This window comes from Pseudomonas phoenicis (assembly GCF_047302395.1).
GTDB lineage: Bacteria > Pseudomonadota > Gammaproteobacteria > Pseudomonadales > Pseudomonadaceae > Aquipseudomonas.
In genome coordinates, this window is sequence record NZ_CP154852.1 from 2,965,207 (window position 1) to 2,979,030 (window position 13,824).

At 64.0% G+C, this 13,824-nt stretch carries 15 protein-coding genes; 10 read left to right on the plus strand and 5 right to left on the minus strand.

The features are described from left to right. The first annotated feature begins 7 nt into the window (after positions 1–7). Genes AA0Z93_RS13280 through AA0Z93_RS13295 form a run of 4 tightly spaced genes read left to right on the plus strand, consistent with a single transcriptional unit; the run spans position 8 to position 3,070 of the window. Complete coding sequence (locus AA0Z93_RS13280; RefSeq protein ID WP_413048515.1) at positions 8–559, plus strand: hypothetical protein; 552 nt, start codon at positions 8–10, stop codon at positions 557–559. 24 nt (positions 560–583) lie between these two features. After that, positions 584–1,861 carry a flavohemoglobin expression-modulating QEGLA motif protein gene (locus AA0Z93_RS13285; RefSeq protein ID WP_413048514.1) on the plus strand — a complete coding sequence of 426 codons (1,278 nt, stop codon included), beginning with the start codon at positions 584–586 and terminating at the stop codon, positions 1,859–1,861. Next, a complete protein-coding gene (locus AA0Z93_RS13290) occupies positions 1,833–2,756 on the plus strand; it encodes an alpha/beta hydrolase (protein ID WP_413048513.1) in 924 nt (307 codons plus the stop codon). The genes AA0Z93_RS13285 and AA0Z93_RS13290 overlap by 29 nt, the downstream gene beginning before the upstream one ends. Then, a complete protein-coding gene (locus AA0Z93_RS13295; RefSeq protein ID WP_413048512.1) occupies positions 2,753–3,070 on the plus strand; it encodes a hypothetical protein in 318 nt (105 codons plus the stop codon). The genes AA0Z93_RS13290 and AA0Z93_RS13295 overlap by 4 nt, the downstream gene beginning before the upstream one ends. A gap of 248 nt (positions 3,071–3,318) precedes the next feature. Here the strand turns inward: AA0Z93_RS13295 and AA0Z93_RS13300 are convergent, their stop codons facing one another. From AA0Z93_RS13300 to AA0Z93_RS13315, 4 genes are all read right to left on the minus strand, one after another. Continuing rightward, positions 3,319–4,101, minus strand: coding sequence for an OmpA family protein (locus AA0Z93_RS13300; protein WP_413048511.1), 783 nt, complete (start codon positions 4,099–4,101; stop codon positions 3,319–3,321). A gap of 50 nt (positions 4,102–4,151) precedes the next feature. Continuing rightward, on the minus strand, positions 4,152–4,565 hold the full coding sequence (locus AA0Z93_RS13305) for a DUF4398 domain-containing protein (RefSeq protein ID WP_296263407.1): 414 nt from the start codon (positions 4,563–4,565) through the stop codon (positions 4,152–4,154). A 349-nt stretch (positions 4,566–4,914) separates the two neighbouring features. After that, positions 4,915–5,844, minus strand: coding sequence for an IS110 family transposase (locus tag AA0Z93_RS13310; protein WP_413045967.1), 930 nt, complete (start codon positions 5,842–5,844; stop codon positions 4,915–4,917). 523 nt (positions 5,845–6,367) lie between these two features. Further along, a complete protein-coding gene (locus AA0Z93_RS13315; RefSeq protein ID WP_413048510.1) occupies positions 6,368–6,712 on the minus strand; it encodes a pilin assembly protein in 345 nt (114 codons plus the stop codon). A 129-nt stretch (positions 6,713–6,841) separates the two neighbouring features. Here AA0Z93_RS13315 and ppc point away from each other — a divergent pair, with 129 nt between their 5' ends. The 6 genes from ppc to AA0Z93_RS13345 all read left to right on the plus strand — a co-directional run bounded on the left by ppc (position 6,842) and on the right by AA0Z93_RS13345 (position 13,147). Beyond that, on the plus strand, positions 6,842–9,469 hold the full coding sequence (gene ppc / locus AA0Z93_RS13320; RefSeq protein ID WP_413048509.1) for a phosphoenolpyruvate carboxylase: 2,628 nt from the start codon (positions 6,842–6,844) through the stop codon (positions 9,467–9,469). A 257-nt stretch (positions 9,470–9,726) separates the two neighbouring features. Next, the gene (gene adk, locus AA0Z93_RS13325) at positions 9,727–10,374 is read left to right on the plus strand and encodes an adenylate kinase (protein ID WP_413048508.1); all 648 of its coding nucleotides are present in this window, start codon (positions 9,727–9,729) and stop codon (positions 10,372–10,374) included. Positions 10,375–10,462: 88 nt separating this feature from the next. Further along, positions 10,463–11,137 (plus strand): tRNA (adenosine(37)-N6)-threonylcarbamoyltransferase complex dimerization subunit type 1 TsaB, encoded by a 675-nt coding sequence (tsaB, locus tag AA0Z93_RS13330; RefSeq protein ID WP_413048507.1) that lies wholly within the window; start codon positions 10,463–10,465, stop codon positions 11,135–11,137. A gap of 146 nt (positions 11,138–11,283) precedes the next feature. After that, complete coding sequence (locus AA0Z93_RS13335; RefSeq protein ID WP_413048506.1) at positions 11,284–11,574, plus strand: hypothetical protein; 291 nt, start codon at positions 11,284–11,286, stop codon at positions 11,572–11,574. Positions 11,575–11,577: 3 nt separating this feature from the next. Continuing rightward, entirely contained in the window at positions 11,578–12,447 is an 870-nt protein-coding gene (locus AA0Z93_RS13340; protein ID WP_413048505.1) for a DUF72 domain-containing protein, read from the plus strand. Between the two features lie 10 nt (positions 12,448–12,457). Further along, complete coding sequence (locus AA0Z93_RS13345; RefSeq protein WP_413048504.1) at positions 12,458–13,147, plus strand: extensin family protein; 690 nt, start codon at positions 12,458–12,460, stop codon at positions 13,145–13,147. 1 nt (position 13,148) lies between these two features. On the opposite strand, the gene AA0Z93_RS13350 is transcribed toward AA0Z93_RS13345, so the two are convergent. Next, the gene (locus AA0Z93_RS13350) at positions 13,149–13,769 is read right to left on the minus strand and encodes an energy transducer TonB (RefSeq protein WP_413048503.1); all 621 of its coding nucleotides are present in this window, start codon (positions 13,767–13,769) and stop codon (positions 13,149–13,151) included. Between the last annotated feature and the right edge of the window lie 55 nt (positions 13,770–13,824).

Genomic DNA, 13,824 nt, shown 5'->3' on the forward strand with positions numbered 1-13,824 from the left:
GAGCCCGATGAAACCCTGGCCCGTGCTGTTGGCGATGTCGCTGCTGCTGTTGGGCGGCTGCCTGGACACCTTCGAACACCCATTGCCCGGCGCCCAGGCCGCGCCCAAGGCCCTGCTCGGGCAATGGCGCAGCAAGGACGCCTGGCGCGAGCCGCTGACCTTGGCCATCAGCCAAACCAAGGGCGGTGCCTACCAGGCCGTGGCGCGGGCCAAGGGCAAGCCGGCGCAGACCTACCGTTTCAGCGTGACGCAGCATGGCAACCGCTGGTACGTCTCGGGTGCGGCCGCCCAAGCGGCAGGGCAGGGCTTCGTCATCGGCGGCTTCGAGCTGAACCAAGAGCAGCAACTGCTGCTCTACAGCCTCGATCCCGAACAACTGCGCCAGGCGGTCGAGCAGCATGCGTTGAGCGGGCGCAGCCGCGCGCCGGGCGATGACGACGAGATCGGCGCAGCCCTGCACATCGACAGCCCAGCGGCGCAAGTGGTGTCCTACCTGGACGATCCGGCCAATTCCGACGTGTTCGTGGAAGCCGCACGCTTCCAGCGCGTCCACCCTTGAGCGTTCGCCTTTAAGGAGTCCGTCGTGGACGAGTACCAACAGACCATCCGTGCGCTGTCCGACCGCATCGTCGCGGCGCAGACGCCGATTCGCGTGCTCGACGCAGTGAAGTGGGACGAGGGCATCAAGCAAGCGTTCATCGAGCACAACGGTACGGTGCCGCCTGCGGTGGACCGCGCCTATTACCAGAACCGGCCGCTGGGCTTCGACTCGAATGCGGTCAAGGCCGAGTTCCAGAGCATCGAGCGCGACATCACCCGGCGCCTGGGTCAGTTCAACCCGGTCGGGCAGATCATGCGGCGCATGTGCAAGGAGTACCGCATGGTGGTGCGCATGCTCGAAGCGCGCGGCACCGAGGATTTCGGCCTGATTTCCCAGGAGCTGTACGGCGCCGCCTCCGACGCCTTCCATGCCGGCGACCCGACCCTGGCCGACCTGGGCCTGATGCTGTCCGACTACCTGGACAACATCGACGGCCGCGGCGATCTGAAGGACGAGCCCAAGAACCTCACCGCCAAGGAAGCGGTGGAGATCCTCCAGCGGCGTCTGAACAAGGTGTTCGGCGAGGCGGAAAGCACCATCCGTGTGTTCGAGTCCGACGGCATCGTCGCCGACGCCGCCGCCGGTGCCGACTACATCAAGGTGCGCGCCGACGCGCTGTTCAACAGCCGCGATGTGCGCGCCCTGGAGGTGCACGAAGGGCTGGTGCACGTGGGCACTACCCTGAACGGTCTGAACCAGCCGATCTGCACTTTCCTGGCCAAGGGCCCGCCCTCGTCGACCGTGACCCAGGAGGGCCTGGCGATCCTCATGGAAGTGATCGCCTTCGCTTCCTACCCCAGCCGCCTGCGCAAGCTGGCCAACCGCACCCGTGCCATCCACATGGTCGAGCAGGGCGCCGACTTCATGCAGGTGTATGCCTTCTTCCGCGAGCAGGGCTTCGACCTGGGCCAGAGCTACAGCAACGCCAGCCGCGTGTTCCGCGGGTCGGTGCCCAACGGCCTGCCGTTCACCAAAGACCTGTCCTACCTCAAGGGCTTCATCATGGTTTACAACTACATTCAGTTGGCCGTGAAGAAGGGCAAGCTCGAACAGATTCCCTTGCTGTTCTGCGGCAAGACCACCCTCGAAGACATGCGCACCTTGCGCCAACTGGTCGAAGAGGGCCTGGTGGAGCCACCCAAATACCTGCCCGAGCAGTTCCGCGACATCAATGCGCTGGCGGCCTGGATGTGCTTCTCCAACTTCCTCAACCACCTGAGCCTCGACCGCATTGAAGCCGACTACGCGAACATTCTCTGAGCGCCTGCGCACCCTGGCCCTGGCCTCGACCCTGTTGCTGGTCGGCGGGTGCAGCAGCCTGCTGTTCTACCCCGAACCCGGTCAGCCCTTCACCCCGGAGCGTGCCAAGATCGCCTGGCGCGACCTGACCCTGACCACCGCCGACGGCGTGCGCCTGCATGCCTGGTGGTTGCCGGCCAAGGCCGGGCTGGCGGTCAAGGGCACGGTGCTGCACTTGCATGGCAACGGCGGCAACCTGGCCGGGCACCTGGGCGGTAGCTACTGGCTGCCCGAGCAAGGCTATCAGGTGCTGATGATCGACTATCGGGGTTATGGCCTGTCGCAGGGCACCCCGAGCCTGCCGGCGGTCTATCAGGACATCGCCGCAGCGCTGGACTGGCTTGACCGTGCGCCCGAGGTGCAAGGCAAGCCGCGCTATCTGCTGGGGCAGAGCCTGGGCGGTGCCATGGCCATCCATTACCTGGCGGCCCATCCCGAGCAGCGCCAGCGCTTCAGCGCACTGGTGTTCGACGGCGTTCCGGCCAGCTACCGCGACGTCGGCCGCTACGCGCTCGGCACCTCCTGGCTGACCTGGCCGTTGCAAGTGCCGCTGGCCTGGCTGGTACCCGACGGCGACAGCGCGATCCGTTCCATCGAGCGGCTCGACAGCCCGCCCAAGCTGTTCTTCCACAGCATCGACGACAACCTCGTGCCGCTGGACAACGGCATCCGCCTGTACCAGCACGCGCCGCCACCACGGGTGCTGCAACTGACCCGTGGCGGTCATGTGCAGACCTTCGCCGACCCCAACTGGCGTGAGGTGATGCTGCGCTTCCTCGACGACCCCCATCGTTTCAACGGGCTGCGGCGCCTTGCCGAAGTGCCCAGTTATCCAGAGCCCAAGAGCCCGCAATGAGTGAAGAACGCAACGCCATCCCACTGATCCTCACCGGGATCGGCAGCATCTTCGTGACGGTGGGCGCGCTGTGGTACTACGGCTACCTGCATTTCGCCAAGCCCGAAGACGCCTTGTTGTTGCAGGACTACACCATGCTCAAGACCCTGCCTGGCGAGGACTACAAAGTCTCGCTGCCACCGGCCGATCAGGTGGCGCAGTGCATCGACGGTGTGCTGGTACTGTTCGACACCCAGCAGAAGGGCTTGACCGGGGTGCTGGTGGACAACCGCAAGAGGGCGGTGCGCTGTACGGTAGCGCCTGCGCAGCCCTGATCTGGCGGCGCTTTGGCATATCCGCTCGTGTATCGCAGGCATAAAAAAACCCGCCATGGACAGCATGGTGCCATTCAGTTAAGCGACTAGGGCCGCCCTGCGGCCCATCGCGGCTGAAGCCGCTCCTACAGAATATAGATCCCTCTGTAGGAGCGGCTTCAGCCGCGATGGGCCGCAGGGCGGCCCTAAGCGATCACATGAATACCATTAAGCCATAAAAGCGAGGTTTTCACGTCCAGCCACAAGGCTTAGCGCATGGTGGAGCGCGCTTTCACTGGCTGGTTGTCGTTGGAAATGGTGACTTCCACGCGACGGTTCTGGGCACGGCCCGAGTTGCTGGAGTTATCGGCGATCGGGTATTCCTTGCCGTAGCCTTGCGAAACGATGCGCGATGGATCGACACCGGCGCGAACCAGGGCAGTGCTGACGGCGCCGGCACGGCGGTCGGACAGCGACAGGTTGTAGCTCTGCGAGCCGACGCTGTCGGTATAGCCTTCGACGATCACTTTGCGCTCTGGGTTCTCGGACAGGAACTGAGCCAGTTTGGTGATGTTCGGCAGGGCGCTAGGCTTGAGCTGGGCTTTGTTGAAGTCGAACAGCACGTCACCGAAGGTCACCAGGGTGCCACGGTCGGTCTGCTTGGCGTTCAGCTCGTTCTGCAGTTTCTTGATCTGCGCGTCACGGGCGTCCAGACGGGCCTTGGCGCGCTCGGCAGCAGCACCCTTCAACTCGCCTTCGGCGGTGCGCAGGGCGATGGTCTGCTTGGCGACTTCGACGCGCTGGTTGGTCAGGTAGGCCAACTGGTCGACTTTCTTTTCGTCTTCGCGGTCCATGTAGGCTTTGTCGGCCTTGTTCAGGAAGTCTTGCGCGTCCTTGGTTTCCAAGGCGGCGACTTTGCTCGACTGCGGATCGCTCTGCAGGGACGAGAAGTTGGTGCGGGCCGATTCCAGATTGGGGTTCGGATCGTGCGAGCAAGCTGCAAGACCGACGCTCAGGGCCAGAAGGGCAGGGATCATGACGTGTTTGCGCATTGTGTTCTTCCTTTGATCGTTAACGAAGTCTGGAGAGGGTAGGGCAGCGCTTATTCAGCGGCGCGCAGGCCTTCTTCACGTACGTCCTGGACCCCTTGGCGAGCGTCCTGTACGGCTTTCTGGGCCTTGGCGGCCTGAGCCTTACGCTCGGCTACGCGGGCATCCCATTCGGCCTGCTCGGCGAGGACCTTGGCGTCTTCGTACTTCTTGTCGTGCATGGCGATTTCGGCTTTCTTGAACTTGTCCTGGGCAGCTTTCATTTCCACTGCCGCGAACTCGGTGCCGCCAGCGCTGACCGCAGAGTTCACCGCCGACTGGGTCACGGCATACTGCTCGGTCGGGGGCTTGCCAGCGCAACCGGCCAGTACCAGGCTGCTGCCCAGGGCCAGTGCTGCCAGCTTGAGCCCGCGCACGTTGAAGGAAGAGGATTTTGCGATGCGGGTCTTCATGGTGGTCAACTCCATTGGTCACTCCTGATAACGACGATGTCCGACGGATCTATCGCTGTTTCCCTGGTCGTATCGAGCGCCGCAACGCCCGTGTTTACAGGGTTCTGCCGTGATGGCTACTGGGTGTGACCGGGCCGTTTTTTGAATAGTTCCGATAAATTCGTGCGCTAACGATCTTTTTAGCTGACTGATTGGTCAGGCATTTTTCATGGAACTAACCCGCGTAAAAAAGGCTCTGCCAAGCGCCCGAACTCCCGAACTCCCGAACTGCCCCAACTGTAGGAGCCAACTGTCTTTCACCTGCCACCGATCAGCGGTCATGTTCCAGGCGTTTTCATCTTGAAAACGCCCTGAACAGGCGCCGTCACACAGGCTGATCTCGCCACGGCGTACCATCCCTGACCATTGCGTTGAGCCTCACCAACAAGACTCTCATGCACGCCACCAACGCTACCTTCTTTGCTTTGCCACGGTTACACAGTCGTTCATAGCGCGCTTTGAAGTCCGGGTTATGGCGCACCATCACCAGTACGCTCATGTACGCTGCCCGTCGTAATTTCGCCCTGCCGCCGTAAATGCTGCGCTTACCACTCTTGGTGCCACTGTCGTTGTTGTAAGGCGCAACTCCGACCAAGGCACCTACCTGTTTGCGGTTCAGATCGCCTAATTCGGGCAAGTAACAGAACAGGCTGGCAATCGTGACGGGACCTATCCCTTTGATCACTTTCAATTGCTCCAGCAGTTGAGCATTTATCTTTTGCGTCTGCTGAGCGATCTGTTTATTGCAGGACTTGATCAGCATCTGCAGCTGCACCTCAAGCGTCTTGTAGGTCTGCTGCACGAACGCCGAGTCGGCCTGTTTGATCCGGCGTCGATTGTCGTCGCGTTGCTGGACCAGGCTTTCGCGCTGATTGACCAGCTGGGTCAACTCCTCGCGGTCTGCGTCGGGCTGGCAGCAGGGCTCTTCGTCAAGGTTGGCAGCGAACCGTGCCAGGATACGAGCATCGATTTTGTCAGTCTTGGCGCGCTTGTTCATTGAAAGCGCATACGAGCGGGCACGTACAGGATTGACGCGCTGAACTTTGAAGCCAGCACCCGCCAGCAACCTCACCGCCAACTTCTCATAACCGCCTGTGGCTTCCACAAGCACGCGATGGACGTCGTGCGCTTTGAAGTAATCCATGGCACTCGCCAGCCCTTCAGGCGTGTTGGCTACAGAGAGATCATCGGCTTGGGGATGCAGGGCAATCTGCAACGTCGCTTTAGAAACATCGATTCCGGCATAGGCAGACATGAATAAATTCTCTAGGCTCAGAAGTGAGAGATCACTCTGGCTTAGCTCCCGCTTGTTGTTCGAGGTCGGACTCAGTCAACTGTTCGAGCTTAAGGCCAGAGTGAGAAGAGTGGGCGACAGCTTGGCTCCTACACGTGCTCCAGGGCACCCCGGCGTTACAGCTGCCGCTCACTCCTCTCACCTTCGAATTTAGCTGCTTTGAAGACACAAGCGGCTTCAGCCGCGATGGGCGGCAACGCCGCCCCGTCCCAGGCACCGCTGAGCCCCTGAAGCTAAATAGCCTTGGCTATTAGGCCTGCTGCGCAGGCCATCGCGGCTGATCGGAGCGCCGAACCGGCCGCTCCTACAGGAACATGCAGATCTGCGGCTGAACTTGCTACAGCGAGGATTCGTGGTAGCGGCGGTTGATTGGGTGCCCCGATCGGTCGCAAAGCGGCCCGTACGAGGCTTCCCAAGCTTTCTGCAAACCAGCACCGTCCGCTCTCCGCTCTCCGCTCTCCGCTCTCCTTCGACTCTGCAGTCACTATCGCGCTGATGTGGGGTCAGGCTCTTCAGGTCGGCGCAAATGCTCGCGCGCCAGTGCCAGAAAACGTGGCGTGGCGCCAATGTCTTCATACAACGGGTCGCCTTCTTCGTCCGTGGCGATCACCTGCGTGCCTTTGACATAAGGAAAGCTCGCTTCCAACTCTTCCAGCGCCGCGCCGACCAACTCGCCCAGCAGCTCCTGGGCCGTACGTTTCGGGTACATCTCCACCAGCGCGGCCAGGCGCGCCTCGGATTCCGGGTCCAAGTGCAGGACATGGCCGGTCGGGCTCAGGGCGCCCTTGGCAGTGTTTTCCCAATGCTGGGCCAATTCGCGGATTTTCATGATCACCTCCGAGGTTTGGGCATGACTCTGTTTCAGAGAGGCGCCGGCACCGGTTAGTTGCGCTTGCTTTGGCGCGGCCTGCGTGGGCACTCTTGGTCACGAGCTGTTTCCAGGACCGGAGAAAGGCCGATGACCGATATCGATGTGCGCCTGCGTGAAGATGTCCACGTGTTGGGAGAGCTGTTGGGTGAAACGATTCGCCAGCAGCACGGCGACGATTTTCTACGCAAGATCGAAGCCATCCGCCACAGCGCCAAGGCCGACCGCGGCGGCGCCGACCAGCAACTGAGCGCTACGCTCGACTCGCTCGAGGACGACGAGCTGTTGCCGGTCGCCCGGGCATTCAACCAGTTCCTCAACCTCGCCAACATCGCCGAGCAGTACCAGCTGATCCACCGCCGTGGCGACGACCAGCCGGTACCCTTCGAGTCGCGCGTGCTGCCCGAACTGCTCGAACGGCTCAAGATTGCCGGCCATGAGCCACAGGCCCTGGCCACGCAGTTGGGCGGGCTGGACATCGAACTGGTGCTCACCGCGCATCCCACCGAAGTGGCGCGCCGCACGCTGATCCAGAAATACGACGCCATCGCCGCGCAATTGGCCGCGCAGGACCACCGCGACCTGACCGACGCCGAGCGCCAAACGGTGCGCACGCGCCTGCAACGGCTGATCGCCGAGGCCTGGCACACCGAAGAGATCCGCCGCAGCCGCCCCACCCCGGTGGACGAGGCCAAATGGGGCTTCGCCGTCATCGAACATTCGCTGTGGCAGGCCATCCCCGATCACTTGCGCCAGGTCGATCAGGCGCTGCTCGCGGCCACCGGCCAACGCTTGCCGCTGGACGCCGCACCCATTCGTTTCGCCTCGTGGATGGGCGGCGACCGCGACGGCAACCCCAACGTCACCGCGCCGGTCACCCGCGAGGTGCTGTTGCTGGCGCGCTGGATGGCCGCCGATCTCTTTCTGCGCGATATCGATGCCCTGGCTGCGGAGCTGTCCATGCAGGCCGCCAGTGCCGCGCTGCGCGAGCAGGTCGGCGACAGTCGCGAGCCGTACCGCGCCTTGCTCAAACAGCTGCGCGAACGCCTGCGCGCTACCCGCGCCTGGGCTCAGGCGTCGTTGGGCGGCCCGCAGGCCGCAAGCGCCGACGTGCTGGTCGACAACCACGACCTGATCGCGCCACTGCGTCTGTGCCACGACTCGCTGCACGCCTGTGGCATGGGCGTGATCGCCGACGGCCCATTGCTCGACTGCCTGCGCCGTGCGGTGACCTTCGGCCTGTTCCTGGTACGCCTGGACGTGCGCCAGGACGCCGCGCGGCACCGCGACGCCCTGGCCGAAATCACCCGTTACCTGGGCGTGGGCGACTACGCGGAGTGGGACGAGGCGCAGCGCGTGGCGTTTCTGCAAACCGAGCTGGCCAACCCGCGGCCGTTGCTGCCGGCGCATTTGCGCGCCGAGGACGACACCGCCGAGGTACTCGCGACCTGTCGTGAGGTGGCGGCGGCACCGGCGGCGTCGCTCGGCTCGTACGTCATCTCCATGGCCGGCGCAGCGTCCGATGTGCTGGCCGTGCAACTGCTGCTCAAGGAGGCCGGGCTGACCCGCGCCATGCGTGTGGTGCCACTGTTCGAGACCCTGGCCGACCTCGACCACGCCGGGCCGGTGATCGAACAGCTGCTGCAATTGCCGGGCTACCGCGCCGGTCTGCAAGGCCCCCAGGAAGTAATGATCGGTTATTCGGATTCGGCCAAGGACGCCGGCACCACGGCCGCAGCCTGGGCGCAGTACCGGGCCCAGGAAAGTCTGGTGCAGATCTGCGAGGCGCATGGCGTGGAGCTGCTTCTGTTCCATGGCCGCGGTGGCACGGTAGGGCGCGGCGGCGGTCCGGCGCATGCGGCGATCCTGTCGCAGCCGCCAGGCTCGGTGGCTGGACGTTTCCGCACCACCGAACAAGGCGAGATGATCCGCTTCAAGTTCGGCCTGCCGGGCATCGCCGAGCAGAACCTCAACCTCTACCTAGCCGCCGTGCTGGAAGCGACCCTGCTGCCGCCACCCTTGCCGCAGCCGGCCTGGCGCGAGGCGATGGACCAGCTGGCGGCCGACGGTGTAGCGGCCTACCGCGGTGTGGTGCGCGAACATGCCGACTTCGTCGAATACTTCCGCCAATCGACGCCCGAGCAGGAACTGGGTCGCCTACCGCTGGGCAGCCGCCCAGCCAAGCGCCGTGCCGGCGGCATCGAGAGCCTGCGCGCGATTCCGTGGATTTTCGGCTGGACCCAGACGCGGCTGATGTTGCCGGCCTGGCTCGGTTGGGAGACTGCGCTGAGCAATGCGTTGGCGCGTGGGCAAGGCGAGCTGTTGGGGCAGATGCGCGAGCAATGGCCGTTCTTCCGCACGCGCATCGACATGCTGGAAATGGTGTTGGCCAAGGCCGACGCGCAGATCGCCGAAGCCTACGACCAACGTCTGGTGCAACCGCACCTGCTGCCTTTGGGGGCTCACCTGCGCGACCTATTGTCGCAGTCGTGCCAGGTGGTGTTGGGCCTGACGGGGCAACCGGTGCTACTGGCCCACAGTCCGGAGACCTTGGAGTTCATCCGCCTGCGCAACACCTACCTCGACCCGTTGCACCGCCTGCAAGCCGAACTGTTGGCGCGCACCCGAGGCCGTGAAGCGGTGCTGGACAGCCCATTGGAGCAGGCGCTGCTGGTGACCGTGGCCGGTATTGCCGCCGGTTTGCGCAATACCGGGTGAGCCGATCCGGCGCCCACCTGCCATGCCCCACAACGGTGCCGTGCCAGGGTATGCAGTATGGGGTTGCGCTGGTCGCAACCCCTGCGACCCACAGTCGCAAGGGGCCTATTCCTGCCACTTTGGGATGCTTGTCTGGCTGACGGGCGCTGTGTATCTTGAGCAGCCTTTTGACTGCTTTTGCGGTCGAGACCGTTTTTCCGGAGTTGGCCCTTTCAGCCGAATCCATTGATTTACATAAAAATTATGAGGAGCACGAGATGCGCGTAATTCTGCTGGGAGCTCCCGGGGCCGGCAAAGGTACTCAGGCAAAGTTCATCACCGAAAAGTTCGGTATTCCGCAGATCTCCACCGGCGACATGTTGCGTGCCGCGGTCAAGGCCGGCACGCCGTTGGGCCTGGAGCTGAAGAAGGTCATGGATGCCGGCGACCTGGTTTCCGACGAGCTGATCATCAACCTGGTGAAAGAACGCCTGACCCAGCCCGACTGCGCCAATGGCTGCCTGTTCGACGGCTTCCCGCGCACCATTCCCCAGGCTGAAGCGATGCGCGACGCGGGTGTCGAAATCGACCATGTGCTCGAGATCGCCGTCGACGACGAAGAAATCGTCGGCCGTATGGCCGGCCGCCGCGTGCATCTGGCTTCGGGCCGTACCTACCACATTCTGTACAACCCGCCGAAAGTCGAAGGCAAGGATGACGCCACCGGCGAAGACCTGATCCAGCGCGAGGACGACCTCGAAGAGACCGTGCGCAATCGTCTGTCGGTCTACCACACCCAGACCAAGCCGCTGGTGGCCTTCTATCAAGCGCTGTCCGCCCAGAACGGCAAGCCCAAATGCAGCCATATAGCAGGCGTGGGCTCGGTGCAGGCGATCACCGATAAGGTGCTGGCCGCGCTCAGCTGAAGCACACCGCGCATCTCGCCACGGCCCGCTTGCGGGCCGTTGTCGTTTATACTGCCGCTCCTTTTTCCTTGCCTGGATACCCTGTTCGATGACCACCCTGCTGGCCCTGGATACCGCCACCGAAGCCTGTTCCGTCGCGCTGCTGCATGCGGGTGAGGTCACCAGCCACCATGAGGTCATTCCGCGCCAGCACGCGCAGAAGCTGCTACCGATGATCAAGCAGATTCTGGCCGAGGCCGGCCTGTCGCTGAGCGACCTGGACGCCATCGCCTTCGGCCGTGGCCCGGGCGCTTTCACCGGCGTGCGGATCGCCATCGGCGTGGTCCAGGGCCTGGGCTTCGCCCTCGAGCGGCCGGTGTTGCCGGTCTCCAATCTGGCCGCATTGGCCCAGGGCGCGTTGCGTGCGCGTGGCGTGCAGCAGGTGGCTGCGGCCATTGATGCGCGGATGGACGAGGTCTACTGGGGCTGCTACCAAGCCGAGCAAGGCGAGATGCGCTTGCTGGGGCATGAGGCGGTATTGCCGCCCGAGCAGGTGGCATTGCCGCAAACTGCCGTCGCGACGTGGTTCGGTGCGGGCACCGGCTGGGGCTATGGCGAACGTCTGGCCGCCACCGTCGAGCAGGCCGACGCTCAGCTGCTACCGACCGCACAGGACATCCTGGCCTTGGCCCGTTTCGCCTGGGCACGCGGCGAAGCGGTCGCGGCCGACCAGGCGCAACCTGTGTATCTGCGCGACAACGTGGCGACGCCCAAGGCGCGTTGAGGCCAGGGTGGGGGAGAAGGCGTCCGTCGGCTGTCGGCCGTCGCGTTAAACCTTCCCCATTACCTGTGGTCCAGTTATCAATCAGGCAGTAACGCTATCCGCGTAATTACTGTTAGATTGCCATTACTGCCTCCGAGTTTGCTTCCATGCGTATCGACGGTTTTTCCCCCCAATCGTACCCGATCAAGCGCTTGCCACCGCGCAAGGCGCCCGTGGTCGACGACAGTGCGGAAGAGGCCGAGACCCTCGAAGAAGCCGACTTGGTCGCCCTGGCCAAAGGCCAGCGCCGTGGCGGCTTGCCCGCTCGCCAGCAAGATCTCATCTTTCCCCGCGCCCGCGATCGGCGCACCGCAAGCGCGCTCGCCAGCTACCTGGCGACCGCCGGCTACAACAGCGAGTGGGACATGGATGTGCTCGGGCTCGACCTGTACATCTGAGCCATGACCGCACCTGCCATGCCTTATCACCTGGGTTGTCCGTCATGGGCCGACAATACCTGGCGCGACTATTTCTATCCGCAAGACGCCAAGCCAGGCGAGTTTCTCGGCCACTACGCCCAGGTCTTCAACGCCGTGGAAGGCAACACCACTTTCTATGCGCGCCCTTCGCCCAAGACCCTCGAACGCTGGGCGCAGACCATGCCCGCAGACTTTCGCTTCACCGCCAAATTCCCCCGCGAAGTCAGTCATGAGGGCGACCTGCGCGACAACCTGGACTCTGCTGCGGACTTCGTCCGATTGTTGGCGCCCTTGGGGCAGCGCGTTTCGCCCCATTGGCTGCAACTTCCGGCCAGTTTCGGGCCGCAGCGCCTGGCCGAACTGGAGCACTTCCTGCGCGAAATCGGCGTGACCGTGGCGGTGGAGGTGCGCCATCAAGCGTTCTTCGCCCGCGGCGCCGAGGAACGGCAATTGAACCGCATGCTGCACGGGCTGGGCGTGGAGCGTATCTGTCTCGACCCCCGGGCACTGTTCAGTTGCACCTCCACCTCACCTTCGGTGCTCGAAGCGCAGGCGAAGAAGCCGCACGTGCCGCTGCGCCCGGCGGCTTTCACCGACTACCCGCAAGTACGCTTCATCGGCCACCCGCAGTTGGCCGAGAACGAGCCGTTCATGACGCCGTGGATCGACAAGGTCGCCGGCTGGATCGAAGAGGGCAAGCATCCTTACGTGTTCCTGCACACCGCCGACAACCACCTGGCGGCGGCCTTGGCGATGCGTTTCCATGAACGCCTGAGCGAACGCCTGCCGGGGCTTGCGTCCCTCACGGCGATACCTCGGGCGCCCGAGGCCGAACAGCTCGGCCTGCTTTGAGCGACCTGTCATGCGTTTATTGGGAATTGCGCTGTTCGTTCTGTCACTGGTCGCCGGCCAAGCCTGGCACTTGGGCTGGCGCCCCCCGGACGCCTGGAACCCGTGGGCGGTGTTGGACGTCAGGCAAGCGCCGAACGCGCTGACCGCCTACAAGCTGTCGCGTCTGCGCGACGATCCGGCGCTGTGCCGTCAGGCCTTGGAAACGTCGCAGCTGCGCTACCGCGCCCAGAACGACAGCCCCGAGACCGCCAACTGCCCACTGCGCAACGTCTGGCGCGTCGAGGCCGGGCAGGCCCGTCTGAGCAGCAGCTTTCTCGCTACCTGTCCCTTGGCGGTGGCCTACGCCCTGTTCGAGCGCAACGGCTTGCAGCCGGCCGCGCAGCGCCTGTACGGCCAGCCGGTGGCGCAGGTCGACCACCTCGGCAGCTTCGCTTGCCGCAACGTCTACCATCGCAAGCAGGGGCGTCTGAGCCAACACGCCACTGCCAATGCCCTGGACATCAGCGGTTTCCGCCTGCAAGACGGCCGGCGCATCGTGCTGGCTCGAGATTGGAAGGGGCAAGGGCGTGACGCCCAGTTCCTGCGCGAGGTGCAGCAAGGGGCGTGCAAAGCGTTCAACACGGTGTTGGGGCCTGAGTACAATGCCGCCCACGCCAACCACTTCCATCTGGACATGGGCCTGTGGCAAGCCTGCCGCTGAATCAGGCGTAGGCGCGCACGTTGTTCAGCACCACGGGGCGCGCCCAGTGCAGATCGAAGGCCAATGCCTGTTCCTGTTCCGCCAGGGTCGACTCGGTGAAGGGCTCGGCGGCCGGTTCCAGCAAATCCAGTTCGAATTCGGCGATCGGCAGATGCAGAGGACGCGGTGCCGGGCCTGGCGCAGGCTCCCCCAGGGCTTGACCTTGGCTCATCACGACCGGTCGCAACCAGCTGTTGCTCAGGTCCAGATCGCGTTGCTGGGCGATCAGCTCGGCCGCGCCGAAGGGCTCCGGTGCCGGTGGTAGCAACGCGGCTTCGAGTTCGGCCTTGGGCAGGAACAATGGCTCGGGCGGCTCGACGATGTGGTCCTGCACGCCACAGGCGCGCTGGGCGTCGATCAGTTCCAAGGCACGTGTGCCGCCCAAGGGCTCGCCACTGTTCGGATCGTAGCGCACCAGCGACTGGCTGAAAGCATCGACCGGCAACGCCTGCTGTTCGGCCATGGCGCTGGCGAAGAAGTCCTGCCACAAGTGGCTGACGCCGCCCAGGGCCTGGGTGTTCTGCTGGCCGTAGTGGCCGACAGGGGACAGGTAGGTCAGGCCGATGGGAAGGACGTCAGTCATGGCGGTCGCGGAGGGGGCGCTCTGGCACAATGGGTGATGTAGCTTCTATCGGCCA